We start from the raw sequence: 18,959 nt of genomic DNA, 5'->3' as shown, positions 1-18,959 counted from the left end.
GACAAGGGTGTGTCCCTGGGGAAGCGAACTAAAAATAAAAAATTCTCGGATATAACCGTTACGGTGAACCATATCACAAGTGATCGTAAAGCAGAAATTCGAAATTACTATTTATGGGGATGTTTGTAAGGCATGTTAATACGATACTGTTATTTTATAATGAAGCATAAGGGTGTCGCAAAACGTATATTCTCTGAATAAAGCGTAAAAAAATCCACCTCGTAAGCAAGAATGGTGAGTACCGACAAACCCCATTCTAGCGAGGTGGATACTTACCATGATACCCAACATTACATAAAAGCATGCTACTTTACCTGAAACATCCTTGCTTCGTTTCATCTTTGCTTATACAAGGGTTACAAGTTACATCTGGCAACAACACCGACAGGGATTATTCTTGCACAAGAACTGACAACAGCAAATGTGTACGATAGTGATGCTGTATCCGATTTATTGAGTCAACTTACAGCTAGAAGCTAGATTACGAAGATGCAGTGCCTTATTTGTACGGTAAAAGAGCAAATTGAAGGCTTTCAGACGAACACTTCTGTCCATTATGTGTTCATTGATGAGGCACAGGACTACTCACCATTTCAGTTCGCGTTTATCAGGCGATTGTTTCTACGCAGCAAAATGACGGTGCTTGGTAACCTTAAACCGTGCAATATATACCCATGCGGCTGCCAGTGCAGGATTTGCGGCGTTGTCTTGCGTATATGAAACCAAACAGATCGAAACGTTCATATTGAGGAGCAGTTATCGTTCGATGCGGCAAATTGTTGAGTTTACGCGTGGATTAATTGGACGGCGGAGAAGAAATCGAACCGTTCAACCGTGAAGGAAGTAAGCCGACGTTGACGCAAGCGGCCAATGAAAGGGAACTTGTCGCGAAGATTGCTGAACGCCTACAGATGCTTCAGGTTGCTGGATACAAGGACGATCGCTGTTATTTGCAAAACAGCGCAGGAAAGCCGGGAGGCGTACGAGATGTTGCAAAACGACTTACCGCTTCGTCTTATCGAAAAAGAGACCAACATATTTTGAGGCAGGTATACTTGTCATTCCTTCTTATCTCGCTAAAGGAATTGAATTCGATGCAGTCATCGTCTACAACGGCTCGCAAGCACAGTATGGGAGAGATTCTGAGCGCAAGCTTTTTTATACCGTTTGTACCAGGGCGATGCATGAATTGCACGTTTATTTCATTGGCGAGATGAGTCCGTTTATCTATGACGTTTCCCCCGATATTTATGTATCGGTCAGTTGATGTGATTAATATTAAAGGGACACAAATACATTAGAGATCGTCTGACAGAAAGACATTGACAAAGATGACCATTATTTACGATAATATAATTAATAATGAAAATCATTATCATATAAGTGAAGATACACTATGAATTGAGCAAAGAGGAGGGAAACTGGATATCATATACATGTGGATATAAAAAGGAGGAAGTGAAATGGAGTACAGAATCGAAAAGGATACCTTAGGAGAAATGAGAGTGGCTGCAGATAAATTGTGGGGTGCACAAACCCAGCGCAGCTTCCAGAATTTTAAAATTGGTACGGAAAAAATGCCGCAAGAAATTATTCGGATGTTTGCTGTTCTTAAGAAAAGCGCGGCATTGGTAAATCAAAAACTAGGTAAATTAGAAAACGAAAAGGCAGACGCAATCGTAGCGGCAGCGGATGAAATTTTACAAGGAAAACTGGATGAACATTTCCCGCTCGTCGTATGGCAAACCGGAAGCGGCACCCAGTCAAATATGAACGTGAATGAAGTGATTGCCAAACGTGCCAATCAATTGTTGGAACAAAACGGAAGCCAACTTCGGGTTCATCCCAATGATGATGTCAATAAATCGCAAAGCTCAAATGATACCTTTCCCACAGCTATGCATATGGCCGCTCTCATCGCCATTGAAGACAATGTGTTGCCTGCATTGGTCAAATTAAAAAATACTCTCCACCAAAAGAGTGAGGAGTATAAGGACATCATTAAGATCGGAAGAACACATTTGCAGGATGCAACCCCTCTAACATTGGGACAAGAAATTAGCGGCTGGTACCGTATGCTTGAAAAAAGTGAAAAAATGATTAGAGAAAGCGCAGAATCTCTAAGGGAGCTTGCCATTGGCGGAACGGCCGTGGGAACCGGCATTAATGCCCACCCGAGATTCGGAGAGATGGTAGCGGAAGAGATCAGCAAGTTAACAGGCAAGAAATTCGAGTCTGCGGCCAATAAGTTTCATGCTTTGACCAGCCATGATGAAATTGTTTATGTTCACGGTGCATTAAAAGCGCTTGCCGCCGATCTGATGAAAATTGCTAATGATGTGAGATGGCTGGCCAGCGGGCCACGCTGCGGAATCGGCGAAATTACGATTCCGGCTAATGAACCGGGCAGCTCTATCATGCCTGGAAAAGTCAATCCAACACAAAGCGAAGCATTAACGATGGTCGTTTGCCAGGTGATGGGCAATGATGCAGCAATTGGATTTGCTGCCAGTCAAGGAAATTTTGAGTTGAATGTCTTTAAGCCAGTGATCATTTACAATTTCCTGCAATCGTCCCGACTGCTGACTGACGCTATGCTCTCTTTCAATGACAATTGCGCCGTCGGTATTGAGCCCAATCTGAGTGTGATTAAAAACAATCTGGAAAAATCACTGATGCTCGTTACGGCATTGAATCCCCATATCGGTTATGAAAATGCCGCATCAGTCGCTAAATTAGCCCATAAAGAGGGATTAACGCTGAAAGAAGCTGCTATTAAAAGCAATCTGTTGACCGAGGAACAATTTGATCAAATCGTTCGGCCTGAACATATGATTCACCCTAAAGAATAGAAACGAACATTTGAAAAGAACGAAAGGGGGGTTCATTGTGTGGCAGGCTCTCTCTATTTCTCATAATATATTTGGCTTTCAGCTGGAACAAAACTGGGACGAAGCTTGGACAGCTGTCGCTTTGGTAAAAGAAATGCATGACAAATTGGAGATTCGCGTCGATATCCATATTTTTTATGTGAAGAGCAGAGAGGAGTACGAACAGCTTTTGGAAGCTATACGATACTTCGCTAATATGAAAAAGAGAGAAGCAGGGAAGAAGAATTGTGTGATTTACTTTCAATGCAAGGGAATCTTAACGGAAGCCATTGAACTTCCCTTACCCGTTACTCGCTACAAAAATGGACGCATGTTTGTCGATGTGGAATTCTCGGAAGAGTTGGGTAATATTTGAAATGAACACCCCTGAAAGGACAGGGGTTTTTTTATTAAATCTCCAGGTAAGGTCCATCCCGCCATGGATGACCGCCATTATATGGGCCGTAAGCTGGGGGATGATAGGCTTGTTCAGGGGTCAATTCTTTAAATCTTGAAGCATTCACTAAATCATTACGGATAAAAAATGCATTCACTCCTCTTGAGTCGGTTCCAATTAATGAATATCCCAATTCCTTTCCAAGCTCTGATAATGATGTTAAACTGGCTCCGTAATAAGATGTACCATCCCACATGAAATTCGGATTGTATTTGATCACCATTTTTTGGGGTGGGGGAAAAGACGCATTATATTCAATAACGACAATTCGCGGATTATATTCCGATAAGGCTCTCCATACCCAGTAATCATTGCCATCTATATCGATCGATAATAAATCAAATTCAATGGGGACATGCATCCTTTTAAATATAGATACAATATTTTCCTTAGTAATAAATTGGTGTACGATTTTTACAGTCGCACGATTGGCAAAGTTTGAATATAAATTTTTGTAATGATTCAAATTCCCTTCAATCATAAGCCCGGACCAATTTTTAAATAAAGCGAGGTAGGCGCTGTTGCATTCCAATCCATCCTGTACTCCAAATTCTACAAAGAATTGGTTCGTTGTGCCGATACGCGAAAATAGTTCCTCAATGATTCCGTCTTCTCCATTCTGAGACATGATTTTTTTTTCGTATGAATGTAGCTGCTCCCGCAAGTTAACTCCCTCCTGCTTTTGCGTCATGTAATAACATATTCGAGATCAAAGGGAGTGATGCTCGATCAACGTCCATTTTGCTATTCGATTTATTATTATGTAGTTTGCGGCAGCCGTTTCTGTAGTGTCTTACGCTGATATAAATTATTGCAAATAAGGGCTGTAATAATCAAAAGGGTGCCTGCTACATCAAACATAGTCGTCGTATATCCTTGTATAACAGAAATAGCAAATGTTGTTACCGGAACAAAATTAATAAATAAGATTCCATTTACTGGTTTCATGTATTTAACCCCGATATTCCAGCTTATGAGTGCCGCTAGCCCGGCTATCAAAATCATAAAAGTCATTTCCCATCGAATCAGAACGAGTGTTTTGAATTTAGGAATCTCCAAATAACCAAGCCATGTCATAACCGCGACGATTATACCCGCCGTAATTGTGCCAAGCACGCAGCTTAGCGTTGAATACCGCAGTGGCGACCAATTACTAAACGAGTTGCCGCCGATTGTATAAACGACCCAGCCGAATACGCCCAAAAAAATGATCAAAACTGGAAGCAGGCTGTTTTTTGCTTCAGAAAAAAAGCCTATGTCTCCTTTAGTAACGACCATGAAGACTCCTGAAAAGGCAACGATCATGCATCCCATCGTAAAACCTGCCGGACGAGCACGCTTATGAATCCATAAAATTAGAATGGAAATAAGGGGCATCATGGCTTCCATAATGGAAGCAAGAATAACACCCGATTTTCCCAGTAAATTTTGTCCTAAAAATATGAAGAAATTATACACGGTAAATGCCATCGTACCGTAAAACCACAGTAACATCGCCCTTCCTTCAAGACGCAGCGCTTTTTTCCCCTCTTTTATTACTAACCAAATGAGAAGGAGCACCGACACGGATGCATACCGCAAAAATGAAAAATAAAACGGATCAATATGCTTCAATGCTTGCTCTGCCACCGGAAACATAGCTCCCCACGCTATACTTGCAATCAGGCAGAGAATAGCACCCTTGATGACTTGAACGCTTCGCATTTTTTCTTTCCTCCATCTCTGTTTCATACATAACCAATCATAGGCCTGTTTCACATATCATGTAAAATGCTTAAAATAGATATAAGCTATCATTATAAATGATAGCTAACTGGCAAATAGTATGGAGGATGCACATGGAGATTCGAGATTTGCGAATTTTTCAAGCTGTTGCGCAGCATGGAAGCATTAGCAAGGCAGCTAAAGAACTGAATTATGTTCAGTCTAATGTAACAGCAAGAATTCAACAGTTGGAAATCAAGCTGCAAACGCCGCTTTTTTATCGTCATAGCCGTGGTATGACACTAAATTCGGAAGGAAAACGGTTATTATCTTACGTAGAAAAAATCTTAGCAATGATGGATGAAATGGTAGAATCATTTCAAGACAAAGATAACCCGCGCGGCACATTGGAAATCGGTTCCGTCGAAACCGTCGTAAAACTTCCTGTCATTTTATCTGCCTATCATCACAAATACTCACAGGTGGATTTATCCCTTATCACGGGAGTTACGAGCCATCTTATTCGCGAAGTAATAAACGGTAAGCTTGACGGCGCATTTGTCACAGGGCCTGTTGAACATCCTCACATTATCCAGGAGCAAGTATTTGAAGAAGAATTGGTTCTCGTGGCAAATGCTCGTTCCTCTTCTTTGGATGATATAAAAACAAAACCGCTTCTTGTATTTGGCCCAGGATGTGGTTACCGGGCCCGATTGAGACGATGGCTGGAATCGGAAGGAATCGTACCGGGGAAAGAGATGGAGTTTGGTACACTTGAAACGATTTTAGGTAGTGTTGTCTCCGGTTTGGGAATTACGCTAATTCCCAAGATGACAGTAAAACATTTGGAAGCGGAAGGGGAAGTAAGATGCTACGCTATCCCAAAAGAATACAGTATCGTTTCTACCGTTTTTGTGTACAGGTCGGGATCGCACATGACAAATGCATTGGCGAAATTTATAGAGACAATTCGCATTGTACGGAATGAACAGAACATAAGAGATAGATAAACAATCTTAAATTCTATGTTTTTCTGAATGCAGCTTAACCCATATTGAATATACAAGAACCGTTCGTCATTTTTCCGAACGGTTCTTGTACAACAGTACTTACTATTTTTTCAAAAGTTCCGGTTCCGACTTGCCAAGTCTAATCGTGGATTCAGACGGGATCCACATGCCAGTATTTTCATCGCGTCCTTGCAGGATGAATTTTGGTTGTTTATTATTCGCAGTTTCTGTAGCACGGGCTGCTGCTTTACCAATATTTCCGTCTTTTACACGGTTGATGATCAAAACTAATTTAGTATCAGGAAATTCGGTCATCATTTCGTAATCCCCGTCACTATCTCCGGCGATAAAGAGAGGCCCATAGCCGCGTTTCTTGGCGATTTCTGACTGGATAACTTCCGTTTTGCCGTGATTTACTGTAATAAACCAATTTTGTTTGTACTTAGGTATAATTTTACCGTCAGAATTTGTCTCTAACCGCATGCCAATCACATTTTCCTTCGGTAGGTTGTAACCATATTTCGGATTCGTGGCAAATACCTCCACTACTTCTTCCATAGAAGCTGAAACAACGTAAACATCGATTCCGTTGGAGCGGAAAGTGTTCATAAGGTTTGCAATTTCCGGAGTAAGACGGATTCCTGTGATGTGTGTAGCCGTTACTACCCCGGCATTACCGGCAAGTGATGTTGGACTTGTCCATGTAACCTTTCTAATGGCATCTCCAAGAGAGTAATCGTTAGAAGCTTCCGCAAGCTTTTGTACTTCCTGGGTTGTCATATTTGTAAAGAATTGCAGAACCCAGGGATAACCTACTTTACTGCCATGAGTACCGATTATCGCTTCGTAAAGGAAGAGCATTTTGCTACGGAAATCTTGAAACTCATCAGTTTTGACAATGTCTTCAAGAGAGTTTTCGCCTTTAAAACCTTTGTAATGATCATATAAGTATTTGTAATCTGATTCGATATCCGAAGCAATCGCTTCAAGTGTTATCGTTTTGCCGTCTGCATTTTTATACTGAGCGGAGAATGCGCCGGCCGGGACATTGGCACGAAGTACTTTGGCAAATTCTTCAGGAGTCATTTTAAAGGCCAGATTGTTTATTTGGTAAACAAATAACGCTTCTTCCGTATCGTGCATAATGCTAGTATTGTCCCAGTCAAAGATGACATAAGGCTTTTTTTCGGGATTGTATGAAGGATTTTTTATTCCATATTGGTCAATAAGAGCTTGAATAGCTTCGTAGTTTTTCGGTGCCCATTTTCCTTGATCAAGCGCTTGAATATTTTGCACGATACGTGATGTAGTTTCCTGTACTGGCTGCGCTGCCAAGACAGGGCCTTGTGACGTTAGTAAAAGAGAGAAGGTCAGTCCCAATCCGAGTAAAAAGTTTTTCTTTTTCATGAATAAATTCCCCCTGTATATTTATAAAATGAATAATTATAAAACATGATCAATCATTTAGATGGAGACATATTATAAAAAATTACAGAGTGTGAATTTTTCACACTTGAAAATTGTCGATCAGTTGGTTTAGTTCTTTGGATAGTTGATGCAATTCCTCGGAAGAGGTTTGCAAAGCTTTCATTGCTGCTAGTTGACGTTCAGATGCAGTGGAAACATTTTGCATATGTGCAGTTGACATTTTTGCAATTTGAGCTGTTTCATCAACAGATGCGGTTACTTCTTCACTAGACGCAGACATTTGTTCAGAAACAGCGGAGTTATCATGAATTTGCTCGGTAATATTTTTAATTTCGCCAAGTATACGTTGAAATGCTTTTCCCGATTCCTGAACCATTTTGATACCATTCGTCACACTTTCACTAACAAAATCCATTGAATCCATCGCTCGGTTTGTCTCACGTTGAATTTCCTGGATAAGAGTAATGATTTTATCGGCCGATTCAGATGATTGTTCCGCAAGTTTTCTTACCTCGTCGGCTACAACCGCAAAACCTCGGCCATGTTCACCGGCACGTGCCGCTTCAATGCTGGCATTCAATGCGAGAAGATTGGTCTGTGAAGAAATATCTGTAATCATATGTACTATACTTACAATTTCGGTTGCACGCTCTTGCAATACTTTGACTACTTTCAGTGAATGGGTCACGGCATCTTCAATTTCATTCATTTGCTGAACAGCTTGTTGAATCGTACCGTTTCCTTTTTCAGCTTCTTTCGATGTTTCCAATGACGATTCTGCAATATTTGAAGTGGATTCGGCAATTCGTTGTATACCGATAGCCATTTCTTCCATTGCTCTGGCACTTTCTTCCGTGCGTTGTAATTGGTTATCGGCACCCGTCGCTACTTCTTGAACAGACGATACAATTTGATTAATTGTCTTCATATTTTGTTCAACATGAGAAGACAATTGTTCCGATGAATCGACTAGTTTCTTTGCCGCATTTATTAGTTGTGCCACCAAATGTTGGATCGATGATTGCATAGATTCAAGAGAGTGGGCTAAAATTCCGACTTCATCTTTCCTATTCAGCAATGCTGATGGAACTTCTTGCGTTAAGTTACCGATGCCAATTTGCTTCATATGGTCAATAATCATAGTAATTGGCTTGGAAAATCTAGAGGAAATAATCATTGCTACGCCCAATGCGATAACTCCAAAGCCTAAGCTTACAAATAGAATGACATAGCCAATATGGTTTGCGCTCTTACTTAATTCTTGCTGCTCAATAAAGGAAATATATTTCCAGCCGGTTTTCTTGGAAGTATAAACGTTGGCAACATAATCCAACCCATCTATATTTACTTCAAAATGTTTTTGTGACACATTGTGAATGGATGCTAACTTATCATTTTTTAAATCTTTAATGTTTTTTGAAATCATGTCAGGACGTTTGGAATGAGCAAGAATCGTTCCATCCTGGGAAAGCATCATGACATAGCCAGAATCTCCAATTTTCATATTTTTTAATACTTCGGTCAAATTCTCTAAGTTAACATCTACTCCTACAACACCCGCAGGTTTTCCATTAGCATCCTTCAGCATGGTAACTTCACTTACCGCAATCGTATTCGTTGCAGACAAAATATATGGATCAGTAATAACTACTTCCCCTGGTTTAGCCATAGCGGCTTTGTACCAAGGACGGTTGCGGGGATCGTAATGAGGCTTCATTTCTTTTACAGGGTATTGGGTGTAACCGCCGTTTACTGTTGCTAAAAAAGCGGCAGATGTATTGGGATGCGATTCCACGTAATGCATAAATTCTTTATAAATTTCAGCCTCAATGCCTCCGTTTTCCAATGGCGTAAGCTTTGTTGTATTGGGCTGATTAATATATGACTTAATCGTTTGATCTGCTTTTTTCACAGTCGCATTATTTGCCATCATGGCAAGATTTTCTCGAATAGCTTCAAAGTAAAGAGAAACTCCATTATCGACCTGGATAACTTCTTTCGTATTTGCTTGAATAAAATCATCAAGAATTTGTTGCTTCATGTTGATATAAACAATGCTGCTAATTACGGTGATTGGTATCGTAATGATCAATAAAAAAGTAATGGCTAACTTGCCCTTTATACTACGTAACATGATTGTTCCTCCTAAGTGATATCCTGTTTATCTTCTGGAGTCTTTCTTTTCCTTCTTATCATTCTTCCTCCTTTCTAACCACGAAAGAATGCCGATATATTAATTACGATTTTATATAGTATCTTTTATTTTAATCGGAATAATTTTAGGTTCCGTTAAGAATTTTATATAAAGTAGTAGGGGATTCATCAGATTATTGATATCATTCCTCCTTAACCAACGATTAAAAATTCAAATAATTCTGTGGATATCTGAGCAAAGGGATTCTATCCGACAAGGATCTGAAAGATTAAGAAAAGAAACTCCGAGCGGTTCTGAGAAGAACACTCGGGGGTTTCTTTTTTATATTCAAGCCTCTGTTGAATTTTATTGTTTATTTTTGACACCAATTGAGTATAAAGGCGATACATATTATGTTTTTATCAAATTTCGAGATAGTCTTTATTGCATTTGATTTTCTATGTTTTCTCTCACTCTTCCATGCTTTCTTTTGCTTGACACAATCCCCCATTGTCCCAGTAAAGTCACTAATACTAGACAACCGGCAGCAAATGGAAGTTGGGAAGGTGCTAATCCAGCTAGCATTACTCCCCCTCCAAGAGCGGAACCTATCGCACTACCTAAATAATTAGCGGAACTATTTAAAGCAACGACAGCTGCGCCGTGATTAGGTTGTAAGCAAAGTAATTCATGTTGTTGCGGGGCTTGCGAGGCCCAACCCATCGCCCCCCATAGAATGAAAGGCAGGAATGATAGTATCGGAAATTGAAGCACGAATGGTAAGCTGAACATGGCTAAAGCCATTATGACTAAAATGCCGGACATGAGTAAACCTGGTCTACTCGCTCGGTCAATCAAAGTACCGATGGAAAAACTCCCGACTACGCCACCAATGCCCCATGCCCAAAGATAGGGTGTGATCATAGGAATGTCTGCCAGGTTATCTAAAATGGTTGCGATATATGTATAGAGACCCAAGCTGGCAATACTGGTCATAAAAGTGATGCCAACAATTGCTGCAACCCGTCCATTGGTCATCATGGCCACACGTTGACGTAGTGAGGGTGGCGCTGAAGCTGGAAAATTTGGAAACCATATTACAATTCCTATCATGGCGATAAGACCTAGTGCAGTGATGAACCAGAGAGTTGCGTGCCAATTTAGATGTTCAGCAATAATCAATCCAAGTGGAACCCCTACGACCGTTCCTGTGCTCATGCCGCCTAGTGTTATGCCAAGAGCACGGCCGCGTTTCTGTTCGGAAACAAGGGATGCAGCAGCTGTAGCGGCCAGCGGGGAATAAAGCCCAGCTCCGATACCTGCAATTGCACGAGCCATAAGCAGCATGGAGAAACTCGAGGCTAGTGCACTAGCCCCATTGCCTAATGAGAATACTGCAAGTGCCACTACTAAAATCCTGCGCATTGGTTTTCCAGCCAACAATGTCGCAAAAATTGGGGCTGCTAGTGCATAAAAAAGGGTGAAGACACTCACTGCTTGTCCTGTTTGTGAGGCGCTTATTTTGAACGTTACCTCTATATTCGGCAACAAACCAGCTATCACATAGGCATCAAACCCAAGAGCGAACATACCTATCGTGAGGAGAAAAACTTTTCGCATGATAACCTCCATTTTCATGGAATCATTCGTTATGGAAGAGATATTCTATTTCCACCTTACAAAACTCATTGTAATATGTCTAATATATATTTATAGAGATATTAATATATAATAAGTATTAAAAAGGGGGTCATATGTTGGAACTGCGTCATTTGAAATATTTCATAACAGTAGCTGAAGAATTACATTTTGGTAAAGCTGCAGCTCGTTTAAATATGGCACAGCCACCATTAAGTCTTCAAATCCGTCAATTAGAAGAAGAAATAGGGGTGCCTCTTTTCCATCGAACGAAAAGAAAGGTAGAATTAACAAAAGAAGGCCAATTGTTTTTAGAAAAAGTTTATCAGATTTTTAAGGATTTAGAGGGAGCAATCGAAACGATAAGAATGGTGAACCGCGGAGAGGCTGGAGAAATAACGATTGGTTTCATAGCTTCAGCAGTCTATGATATTCTTCCAACCATTATAGAGCTCTATCGAAAGGAATACCCTAATATTCATATAGATTTGCAACAGTTAACAACAGCAGAACAAGTAAAAGCTTTACACGAAGGCTATATTGATATAGGAATACTTTGTCATCCTATAAAAATAAAAAATGACACCATTCATGTTGAAGTGATTCGACAAGAACCAATGGTGATTGCTTTACCAAAGGATCATCCTTTAGCTTCTAAAACATCCCCAATAAATCTTGTTGATTTATCTAACGATCCATTCATTTTAACGGGAAGAAAGGCAAATCAAAGTCATTATGATACAGTGATGAACTGTTGTTATCAGGCAGGATTCCATCCAAAGGTAGTACAAGAAGCACAGGAATTACCTACTGTCATATCTCTTGTTTCATCAGGAATGGGAGTAGCTCTCGTACCATCTTTTATACAATATGTATTAAAAACTAAAGTTGTCTATCGTGACATTCGGAATCATCCATTTACCACTACGACGGCCCTTGCTTGGAAAAGTGACAATCTATCGCCAACTGTACATGCGTTTATTGATCTAATGAAAAAATCTGTCATCCCACTCTTTAATCAGTATGATTAGAAATGCTCTCTTTTTACACAGAAAAATGCCAAAGGCACAAGAATCAAGAATCGAGGTTCACATTTGTCGTGGGAATTGGAAACTATTCAGAGTCTAAGGGGAAAGGAGTTAAAAGCAAATATAACTTGAATGCTTTTTTTAAAACTATCATAGTGAAAGCTGATAGATTTTTCAGACAAAGTGGGAGGCGGCGGCAAAGTTTTCTTTTTTGAGGTGGTATAGAATGCTTTGCCGCCACACTTTGTCTAAAAAAGGGAGTATATAATAAATATTTTTTAAACGCTATTTTATATCCAACCGCGTGCTTTCATCGCTTCGGCGATACGTTTCAGGGAAATCATATAGGCGGCTGTACGGAAATCGGTTCGGTATTCGTGTGCGAGCGAACGCACTTCTCGATAAGACTGAACCATCACGTCGCGCAGCTTCTGATTGACTTCTTCCTCGCTCCAATAGAAATTCATCAGATTTTGAACCCATTCGAAGTAAGATACTGTTACGCCGCCAGCATTAGCCAGAATGTCAGGAATGACGAGGATGCCTTTTTGGAACAGTACTTTGTCCGCTTGCGGTGTAGTAGGGCCATTGGCTGCTTCCGCCACGATACGTGCCTTCACTTTGTCTACGTTTTTCAAGGTAATTACGTTTTCAAGCGCAGCTGGAATCAGAATGTCTACGTCGAGCTCCAGAATTTCTTCCGGTCGTTGCAGGTGGTAACACTGGTCATAATTCATAATCGTCGACGAATCTTTTAATTGTTTTACTATGTCAAGGTCAAGTCCCTGTGGATTGTACAGCGCACCTTTGGAATCGCTCACCGCCACGATTTTGCAGCCTTGTGCGGCCAGAAGATTAGCGGCGATTCGTCCCGCGTTGCCGAATCCCTGAATAGCTACCGTAGCGCCTCGCATCTGCCTGCCCGCGTCTTTTAACGCTTCCTCAATGGTGTACACGCAGCCGCGAGCTGTCGCTTCATTGCGTCCTTTGGAGCCACCAACGATCAGCGGTTTGCCGGTAATTACACCTGGATTGAACGATCTTTTCATGCGGCTGAAAGTGTCCATCATCCAGCTCATAATTTGCGGGTTGGTGTATACGTCCGGTGCAGGAATATCTTTGTCCGGGCCGACGATATCCGCAATTGCCTCCATGAATCCCCGGCTGATCCGTTCGATTTCTCCTTGGCTCAAGGTTCGCGGATCGCAGATCACGCCACCCTTTCCGCCGCCGTATGGCAGGCTTACTACGCCGCACTTGAAGGTCATCCACATCGATAGCGCTTTAACTTCATCCATCGTCACGTCAGGATGGAAGCGGATGCCGCCTTTTGTTGGCCCGATTGCGTCATTATGTTGCGAGCGGTATCCCTCAAACACGCGGATGCTGCCATCGTCCATTTTCACCGGGAAAGTAACGCAAAGAACACGCTTGGGCTTTTTTAGAATTTCTACAATGTCGCGCTCAAGTCCGAGAATGGCCGCTGCGTTTTCAATCTGTGTTTGTACGATTTGATATGGATTAAGAACTTCCCTTTCTGTTTGTTGCACTTGTTGTACGGTAGCCATCGTTCTCCCCCCCACCTTTAAAGAAATATACTGAATATTTTGTAATTTTATCGTTCGGTTTATCCAATTAGGCTTTACTTTAGTACCCATTGTTTTTGGAGGATAGCCGAGTTATTTAATTACAGGTGTATTTTATAATTGAAAATTAATCGAAACAATATAAAATTTAGATAATATTAATGCCGATATGAGATGATTAAACAGTGGAGTGATGAGAATGGAATTGAGGCAAATACAGTATTTTATCGAAGTGGCCAAACGAGAACATGTAACTGAGGCGGCACTTGCTTTGCATGTGGCACAATCGGCTGTAAGCCGTCAGATTTTTAACTTAGAATCAGAGTTGGGAGTTGATTTGTTTATTCGGGAGGGGCGGAACGTTAGATTAACCCCGATCGGAAGAAGTTTTTTGGCATACATGCAGCAGGCGATGCAGGTGATCGAAAAAGCGAAGCGGGAAATCGAAGAATTTCTCGACCCGGAACTGGGTACGATTCGTATTGGATTTCCGAGCAGTTTGGCTGCCTATACACTACCTACCGTTATCTCCGCATTTCGCGAAAGTCACCCTCAGGTTAAATTTCAGTTGCGTCAAGGCTCCTACCGCTCTTTGATTGATGCGGTGGCCAAAGGGGAAATCGACCTGGCGCTGCTTGGCCCGGTACCCAAACATGAGAAACAGATTCAGGGCCATATCTTGTTCCTGGAGAATATTGTTGCACTTCTGCCAGCCCATCATCCCCTCGCGGGTCAATCTTCTCTGCAATTGAGTCAACTGCGGGATGATTCGTTTGTGTTGTTTCCTGAAGGATTTATCCTGCGCGAGCTTGTCGTCAATGCTTGCCGGCAGTTTGGTTTTCAGCCTAAAGTTTCATTTGAGGGGGAAGACATTGACGCAATTAAGGGGCTGGTGGCAGCTGGTCTTGGCGTCACGCTGATTCCTGAAATTACATTAGTTGATAGCATACCGCGCGCAACAGTGAAGCTTCCTATCAGTGAGCCGACTGTTACCCGTACCGTGGGCGTGATTATTCCGAGTGACCGTGAGCTGTTGCCTACAGAAAAGCGGTTCTATGAGTTTCTCAAGCAGTTTTTCACGGTATTGAGCGGATTTGAGAAATAATAGTAGTATAACATAGCTCGGACGATAAGAAGGGGGAGTGCTGAATGTCCGTTTTGTCAGTGATTAAATCTGTACAGGATATTATGAGAAAAGACGCCGGGATAGACGGCGACGCCCAGCGTATTTCTCAACTGGTATGGATGGTATTTTTGAAAGTTTTTGACGCAAAAGAAGAAGAATGGGAACGATTGTATGATAATTATGAACCGATCATTCCGGAAGGCTTAAGATGGAGAGACTGGACGGCAGACGACAAAGGCATGACCGACGAAGAATTGCTGGGGTTCGTTAACAACAAGCTATTTAAAGGGTTAAAAGAGCTGCATTTCGATGGAAATAGCCATTCCAAAGCATGTATTGTCAGATCAGTATTTGAGGATTCCTATAACTATATGAAATCGGGAGCTTTACTGCGGCAAGTCATTCGTAAATTAAACGAGATTGATTTTACTACCCAAAAAGATAGGCATATATTTAACGATATTTACGAAACGATTTTAAAGGATTTACAGAGCGCCGGTAACGCGGGGGAATATTACACGCCCCGCCCGGTAACGCAATTTGTAGTGAACATGGTTAATCCCCGGCTGGGAGAAAAAGTGTTAGACTTTGCCTGTGGTACCGGTGGTTATTTACTAAGTGCGCTGGAGCATCTTAGACAACAGATAAAAAGCGTTGATGACAACAGGATTTTGCAGGAAACCATTATCGGGATTGAAAAGAAACCGCTGCCATATATGCTTGCGGTAACAAACATGATTTTGCACGACATCGATATTCCCAAAATATGCCGTGATAACTTTTTGACTAGAAATGTTGAAGAGTACAAACCAGTGGATAAAGTGGATGTCATTATGATCAATCCCCCTTTTGGCGGAAAAGAGGAAGATGGAATTGCTAGCAACTTTCCCCTTCAATTTAGAACGAAAGAAACCGCGGACTTATTCATGGTACTGCTTATGTATTTGCTGAAGGAAAACGGTAGGGCGTGTGTAATTTTGCCAGATAATTTTTTGTTTGAAAAGGATACAGTAAAAATCAATATAAAGAAGAAATTGTTAAGAGAATGGAATGTTCATACCATTGTTCGGCTGCCGAAAGGAGTCTTTGAACCTTATACTGATATTGAGACGAACTTGCTTTTTATTGAAGGCGGAAAATCTACTGAACATATTTGGTATTTTGAACATCCGCTTCCAGACGAGTATAAGAAATATTCCAAAACACGGCCGATTCGATATGAGGAGTTTGAAATAGAACGCAAATGGTGGAACAATAGGAGCGCCAACGAACATGCCTGGTTGGTATCTATTCATGAAATTACTGAGAGAAACTATAACTTGGATATCAAGAACCCTAATAAAAATAAAAACGATGATTGTTTTTCAGCAGATAAGCTTAGAGATGTCATGATAAATACAAGCACAAAGGCAATAAACCTGATGGAAGAACGGAAGAAAAATACAATTGCATTTTTGGATTACGTGCGTTCTATTAATAGAAAAAGAAGAAAGTATAAAATAGGTCAATTGTTAACAAGAATAAAAGATACTTTAATTTTAGATGATGAAACCCAGTATAAAAGGGTTACGATAAAGTTGAATCATGGTGGAATTTATCTAAGGGATATTGTCTATGGAAAGGAAATTGGTACAAAAAGACAGTTTAAAATATCAAGAGGACAATTTTTATTGTCGAGAATAGATGCAAGGAACGGGGCGTTTGGAATTGTTCCGGAGGAGTTGGAAGGTGCGATTATAACGGGGAACTTTTGGACATATGAAGCAAAACATGAGTTGCTCAATATTGATTGGTTCAACTTATTTACTTCGACATCAGAGTTTATGGCGATCGTTAAAGAGTCCAGCTCCGGTACGACAAATAGAAAATATTTAGATGAAAGGAAATTTCTCCAATTTGAAATTAGCCTTCCTGATAAAGCTGAACAAGATAAGTTTATGCAATACTATAGCGCTATGATTGAGAACTATGAAAGTTTAAAAAAGGAACTGGAAAGACAGAATCATATGATGGGTTACATAAAAGATCACTATATAGGATAGTGATATTCGCTCTTTAACAAACGCCGAGGATCTTGGCTTTACGTTTGAGTAGAAGGCTCATTATGTTGTTTCCCTAAAAAGCCACATCCTTGGAAAAAATAAAACTATAGCTGTTTGTAGAGAATAAGGGATGCCGGAACTAGGCATGTTGAACTCTCTATATGCAGACGATATTATGTATAACAAAGGCAAAAACGCTTCGGGGCGTTTTTATTTCAATATAGAAAGGTTGATCGTTTTGGAAAAACCGAGTTCCTCCAACTTTATTAGAAATATCGTTATAGAAGACTTAAAATCCGGGAAGGTAGATACGATCGTCACGCGTTTTCCGCCGGAACCGAATGGCTATTTACATATTGGACACGCTAAATCCATTTGTTTGAACTTTGAGTTAGCGGACGAATTCAACGGTAAAACAAACCTGCGTTTTGATGATACCAACCCATTAAAAGAAGACAGGGAATACGTCAAAGCCATCAAAGAAGACGTGAAATGGCTCGGTTTCGAATGGGATGGGTTGTACTTCGCTTCCGATTATTTTGAGGAAATGTATAACCGGGCTGTACTCCTCATCAAAAAGGGAAAAGCATACGTTTGTGATCTTTCGCCGGAAGAAATTCGCGCAACGCGCGGTACGTTGACTGAACCGGGTGAGGAGAGTCCGTATCGCAATCGCTCTGTGGAAGAGAATCTCGATCTGTTTGAGCGTATGCGTAAGGGCGAATTTAAGGACGGGGAAAAAGTATTGCGTGCCAAAATTGATATGGCTTCTCCGAATATTAATATGCGCGATCCAGTATTGTACCGTATTTCCCATGCTACACATCACAATACTGGGGATAAATGGTGCATCTATCCAATGTATGACTTCGCACATCCTCTGGAAGATGCGATTGAAGGTGTAACCCATTCGCTTTGTACGCTGGAATTCGAAGATCATCGTCCATTGTATGACTGGATTATCCGGGAATGCGAGATGGAGCATACCCCGCGCCAGTACGAATTTGCCCGTTTGAACTTGACAAATACCGTGATGAGTAAGCGTAAGCTGAAGCAGCTTGTGGACGAGCAATATGTGGATGGCTGGGATGACCCGCGTATGCCAACTATCTCTGGTCTGCGTCGAAGGGGATATACGCCGGAAGCGATTCGTGCGTTTTGCCGTGAAATTGGCGTTGCCCGGAGCAACAGTCTGGTTGACGCGAAGATGCTGGAGCACTTTATTCGTGAAGATCTAAAGCTAAAAGCACCGCGAACGATGGGTGTGTTGCGTCCGCTGAAAGTTGTTATTACGAACTATCCGGAAGGTCAGGTGGAAATGCTGGACGCGGAAATTAACCCGGAAAATCCGGAAATGGGCGTGCGCCAAATTCCATTTTCCAGAGAGATTTACATTGAGCAAGACGATTTCATGGAGAATCCGCCAAGCAAGTATCATCGCCTGTATCCGGGCAATGAGGTACGCTTGAAGCACGCGTATTTTATCAAGTGCAATGAAGTGGTTAAGGACGAGAACGGTAACGTAGTGGAGCTACGTTGTACGTATGATCCGGAAACGAAGAGCGGTACCGGTTTTACGGGACGCAAAGTGAAAGGAACGATCCACTGGGTAGAAGCGAAGAATGCGGTACCAGCCGAATTTCGGTTGTACGAGCCTCTTATTCTGGATGAGGAAGCGGGAGAAGAGGAGGAAGGTAAGACATTCCTGGATTATGTAAATCCGAACTCGCTCGAAATCGTACAGGGTTTTGTCGAGCCGAATATGAAAGACGTAAAACCGCATGATAAGTTCCAATTCTTTCGTCACGGGTATTTCAATGTTGATCCGAAGCACACTACGTCAGATAAGCTAGTGTTTAACCGCATCGTTTCGTTGAAAAGTTCGTTCAAAATGCCGAAATGAAATAATAAAGAAATCAAAAAGAAGCGGCATCCC

The 18,959-nt window shown here is 41.3% G+C and carries 16 protein-coding genes; 10 read left to right on the top strand and 6 right to left on the bottom strand.

The features are described from left to right. The first annotated feature begins 321 nt into the window (after nucleotides 1-321). The 5 genes from K3F53_RS19975 to K3F53_RS18460 all read left to right on the top strand — a co-directional run bounded on the left by K3F53_RS19975 (nucleotide 322) and on the right by K3F53_RS18460 (nucleotide 3,246). Nucleotides 322-480 carry a transposase gene (locus K3F53_RS19975; protein WP_220561086.1) on the top strand — a complete coding sequence of 53 codons (159 nt, stop codon included), beginning with the start codon at nucleotides 322-324 and terminating at the stop codon, nucleotides 478-480. Between the two features lie 9 nt (nucleotides 481-489). After that, nucleotides 490-720, top strand: a complete 231-nt coding sequence (locus tag K3F53_RS19820; RefSeq protein ID WP_327850994.1) for a UvrD-helicase domain-containing protein — start codon at nucleotides 490-492, stop codon at nucleotides 718-720. A 208-nt stretch (nucleotides 721-928) separates the two neighbouring features. Then, nucleotides 929-1,267 (top strand): ATP-binding domain-containing protein, encoded by a 339-nt coding sequence (locus K3F53_RS19815; protein ID WP_327851000.1) that lies wholly within the window; start codon nucleotides 929-931, stop codon nucleotides 1,265-1,267. A 196-nt stretch (nucleotides 1,268-1,463) separates the two neighbouring features. Then, complete coding sequence (fumC, locus tag K3F53_RS18465; RefSeq protein ID WP_057897258.1) at nucleotides 1,464-2,852, top strand: class II fumarate hydratase; 1,389 nt, start codon at nucleotides 1,464-1,466, stop codon at nucleotides 2,850-2,852. A gap of 37 nt (nucleotides 2,853-2,889) precedes the next feature. Then, nucleotides 2,890-3,246 carry a hypothetical protein gene (locus K3F53_RS18460; RefSeq protein WP_057897259.1) on the top strand — a complete coding sequence of 119 codons (357 nt, stop codon included), beginning with the start codon at nucleotides 2,890-2,892 and terminating at the stop codon, nucleotides 3,244-3,246. Between the two features lie 34 nt (nucleotides 3,247-3,280). Here K3F53_RS18460 and K3F53_RS18455 read toward each other — a convergent pair whose 3' ends face one another. Both K3F53_RS18455 and K3F53_RS18450 read right to left on the bottom strand, forming a co-directional pair. Continuing rightward, nucleotides 3,281-3,991 carry a thioredoxin domain-containing protein gene (locus tag K3F53_RS18455; protein WP_246615665.1) on the bottom strand — a complete coding sequence of 237 codons (711 nt, stop codon included), beginning with the start codon at nucleotides 3,989-3,991 and terminating at the stop codon, nucleotides 3,281-3,283. A gap of 95 nt (nucleotides 3,992-4,086) precedes the next feature. Further along, nucleotides 4,087-5,031: a DMT family transporter gene (locus K3F53_RS18450; protein ID WP_057897261.1), complete on the bottom strand. Its 945-nt coding sequence runs from the start codon at nucleotides 5,029-5,031 to the stop codon at nucleotides 4,087-4,089. A gap of 134 nt (nucleotides 5,032-5,165) precedes the next feature. Between K3F53_RS18450 and K3F53_RS18445 the strand changes: the two genes are divergently transcribed. Beyond that, the gene (locus K3F53_RS18445) at nucleotides 5,166-6,041 is read left to right on the top strand and encodes a LysR family transcriptional regulator (RefSeq protein ID WP_057897262.1); all 876 of its coding nucleotides are present in this window, start codon (nucleotides 5,166-5,168) and stop codon (nucleotides 6,039-6,041) included. 102 nt (nucleotides 6,042-6,143) lie between these two features. Here the strand turns inward: K3F53_RS18445 and K3F53_RS18440 are convergent, their stop codons facing one another. The 3 genes from K3F53_RS18440 to K3F53_RS18430 all read right to left on the bottom strand — a co-directional run bounded on the left by K3F53_RS18440 (nucleotide 6,144) and on the right by K3F53_RS18430 (nucleotide 11,223). Beyond that, nucleotides 6,144-7,448, bottom strand: a complete 1,305-nt coding sequence (locus tag K3F53_RS18440; RefSeq protein ID WP_057897263.1) for a haloacid dehalogenase-like hydrolase — start codon at nucleotides 7,446-7,448, stop codon at nucleotides 6,144-6,146. A 100-nt stretch (nucleotides 7,449-7,548) separates the two neighbouring features. Next, entirely contained in the window at nucleotides 7,549-9,603 is a 2,055-nt protein-coding gene (locus K3F53_RS18435) for a methyl-accepting chemotaxis protein (protein ID WP_057897264.1), read from the bottom strand. A 441-nt stretch (nucleotides 9,604-10,044) separates the two neighbouring features. Continuing rightward, nucleotides 10,045-11,223: an MFS transporter gene (locus tag K3F53_RS18430; protein WP_057897265.1), complete on the bottom strand. Its 1,179-nt coding sequence runs from the start codon at nucleotides 11,221-11,223 to the stop codon at nucleotides 10,045-10,047. Between the two features lie 137 nt (nucleotides 11,224-11,360). On the opposite strand from K3F53_RS18430, the gene K3F53_RS18425 reads away from it, so the two are divergent. Next, on the top strand, nucleotides 11,361-12,272 hold the full coding sequence (locus tag K3F53_RS18425) for a LysR family transcriptional regulator (protein WP_057900191.1): 912 nt from the start codon (nucleotides 11,361-11,363) through the stop codon (nucleotides 12,270-12,272). Nucleotides 12,273-12,559: 287 nt separating this feature from the next. Here the strand turns inward: K3F53_RS18425 and K3F53_RS18420 are convergent, their stop codons facing one another. Continuing rightward, the gene (locus tag K3F53_RS18420; RefSeq protein WP_220559224.1) at nucleotides 12,560-13,837 is read right to left on the bottom strand and encodes a Glu/Leu/Phe/Val family dehydrogenase; all 1,278 of its coding nucleotides are present in this window, start codon (nucleotides 13,835-13,837) and stop codon (nucleotides 12,560-12,562) included. 217 nt (nucleotides 13,838-14,054) lie between these two features. On the opposite strand from K3F53_RS18420, the gene K3F53_RS18415 reads away from it, so the two are divergent. The 3 genes from K3F53_RS18415 to K3F53_RS18405 all read left to right on the top strand — a co-directional run bounded on the left by K3F53_RS18415 (nucleotide 14,055) and on the right by K3F53_RS18405 (nucleotide 18,926). Next, nucleotides 14,055-14,960 (top strand): glutamate biosynthesis transcriptional regulator GltC, encoded by a 906-nt coding sequence (locus tag K3F53_RS18415; RefSeq protein ID WP_057897267.1) that lies wholly within the window; start codon nucleotides 14,055-14,057, stop codon nucleotides 14,958-14,960. Between the two features lie 59 nt (nucleotides 14,961-15,019). Continuing rightward, on the top strand, nucleotides 15,020-17,023 hold the full coding sequence (locus K3F53_RS18410) for an N-6 DNA methylase (protein WP_236781936.1): 2,004 nt from the start codon (nucleotides 15,020-15,022) through the stop codon (nucleotides 17,021-17,023). 229 nt (nucleotides 17,024-17,252) lie between these two features. Next, a complete protein-coding gene (locus tag K3F53_RS18405) occupies nucleotides 17,253-18,926 on the top strand; it encodes a glutamine--tRNA ligase/YqeY domain fusion protein (RefSeq protein ID WP_057900192.1) in 1,674 nt (557 codons plus the stop codon). Nucleotides 18,927-18,959: the final 33 nt, after the last annotated feature.

It is taken from the genome of Aneurinibacillus thermoaerophilus (assembly GCF_019603355.1).
Taxonomy (GTDB): Bacteria; Bacillota; Bacilli; order Aneurinibacillales; family Aneurinibacillaceae; genus Aneurinibacillus; species Aneurinibacillus thermoaerophilus.
This window is presented reverse-complemented; position numbering and strand designations above follow the sequence as displayed.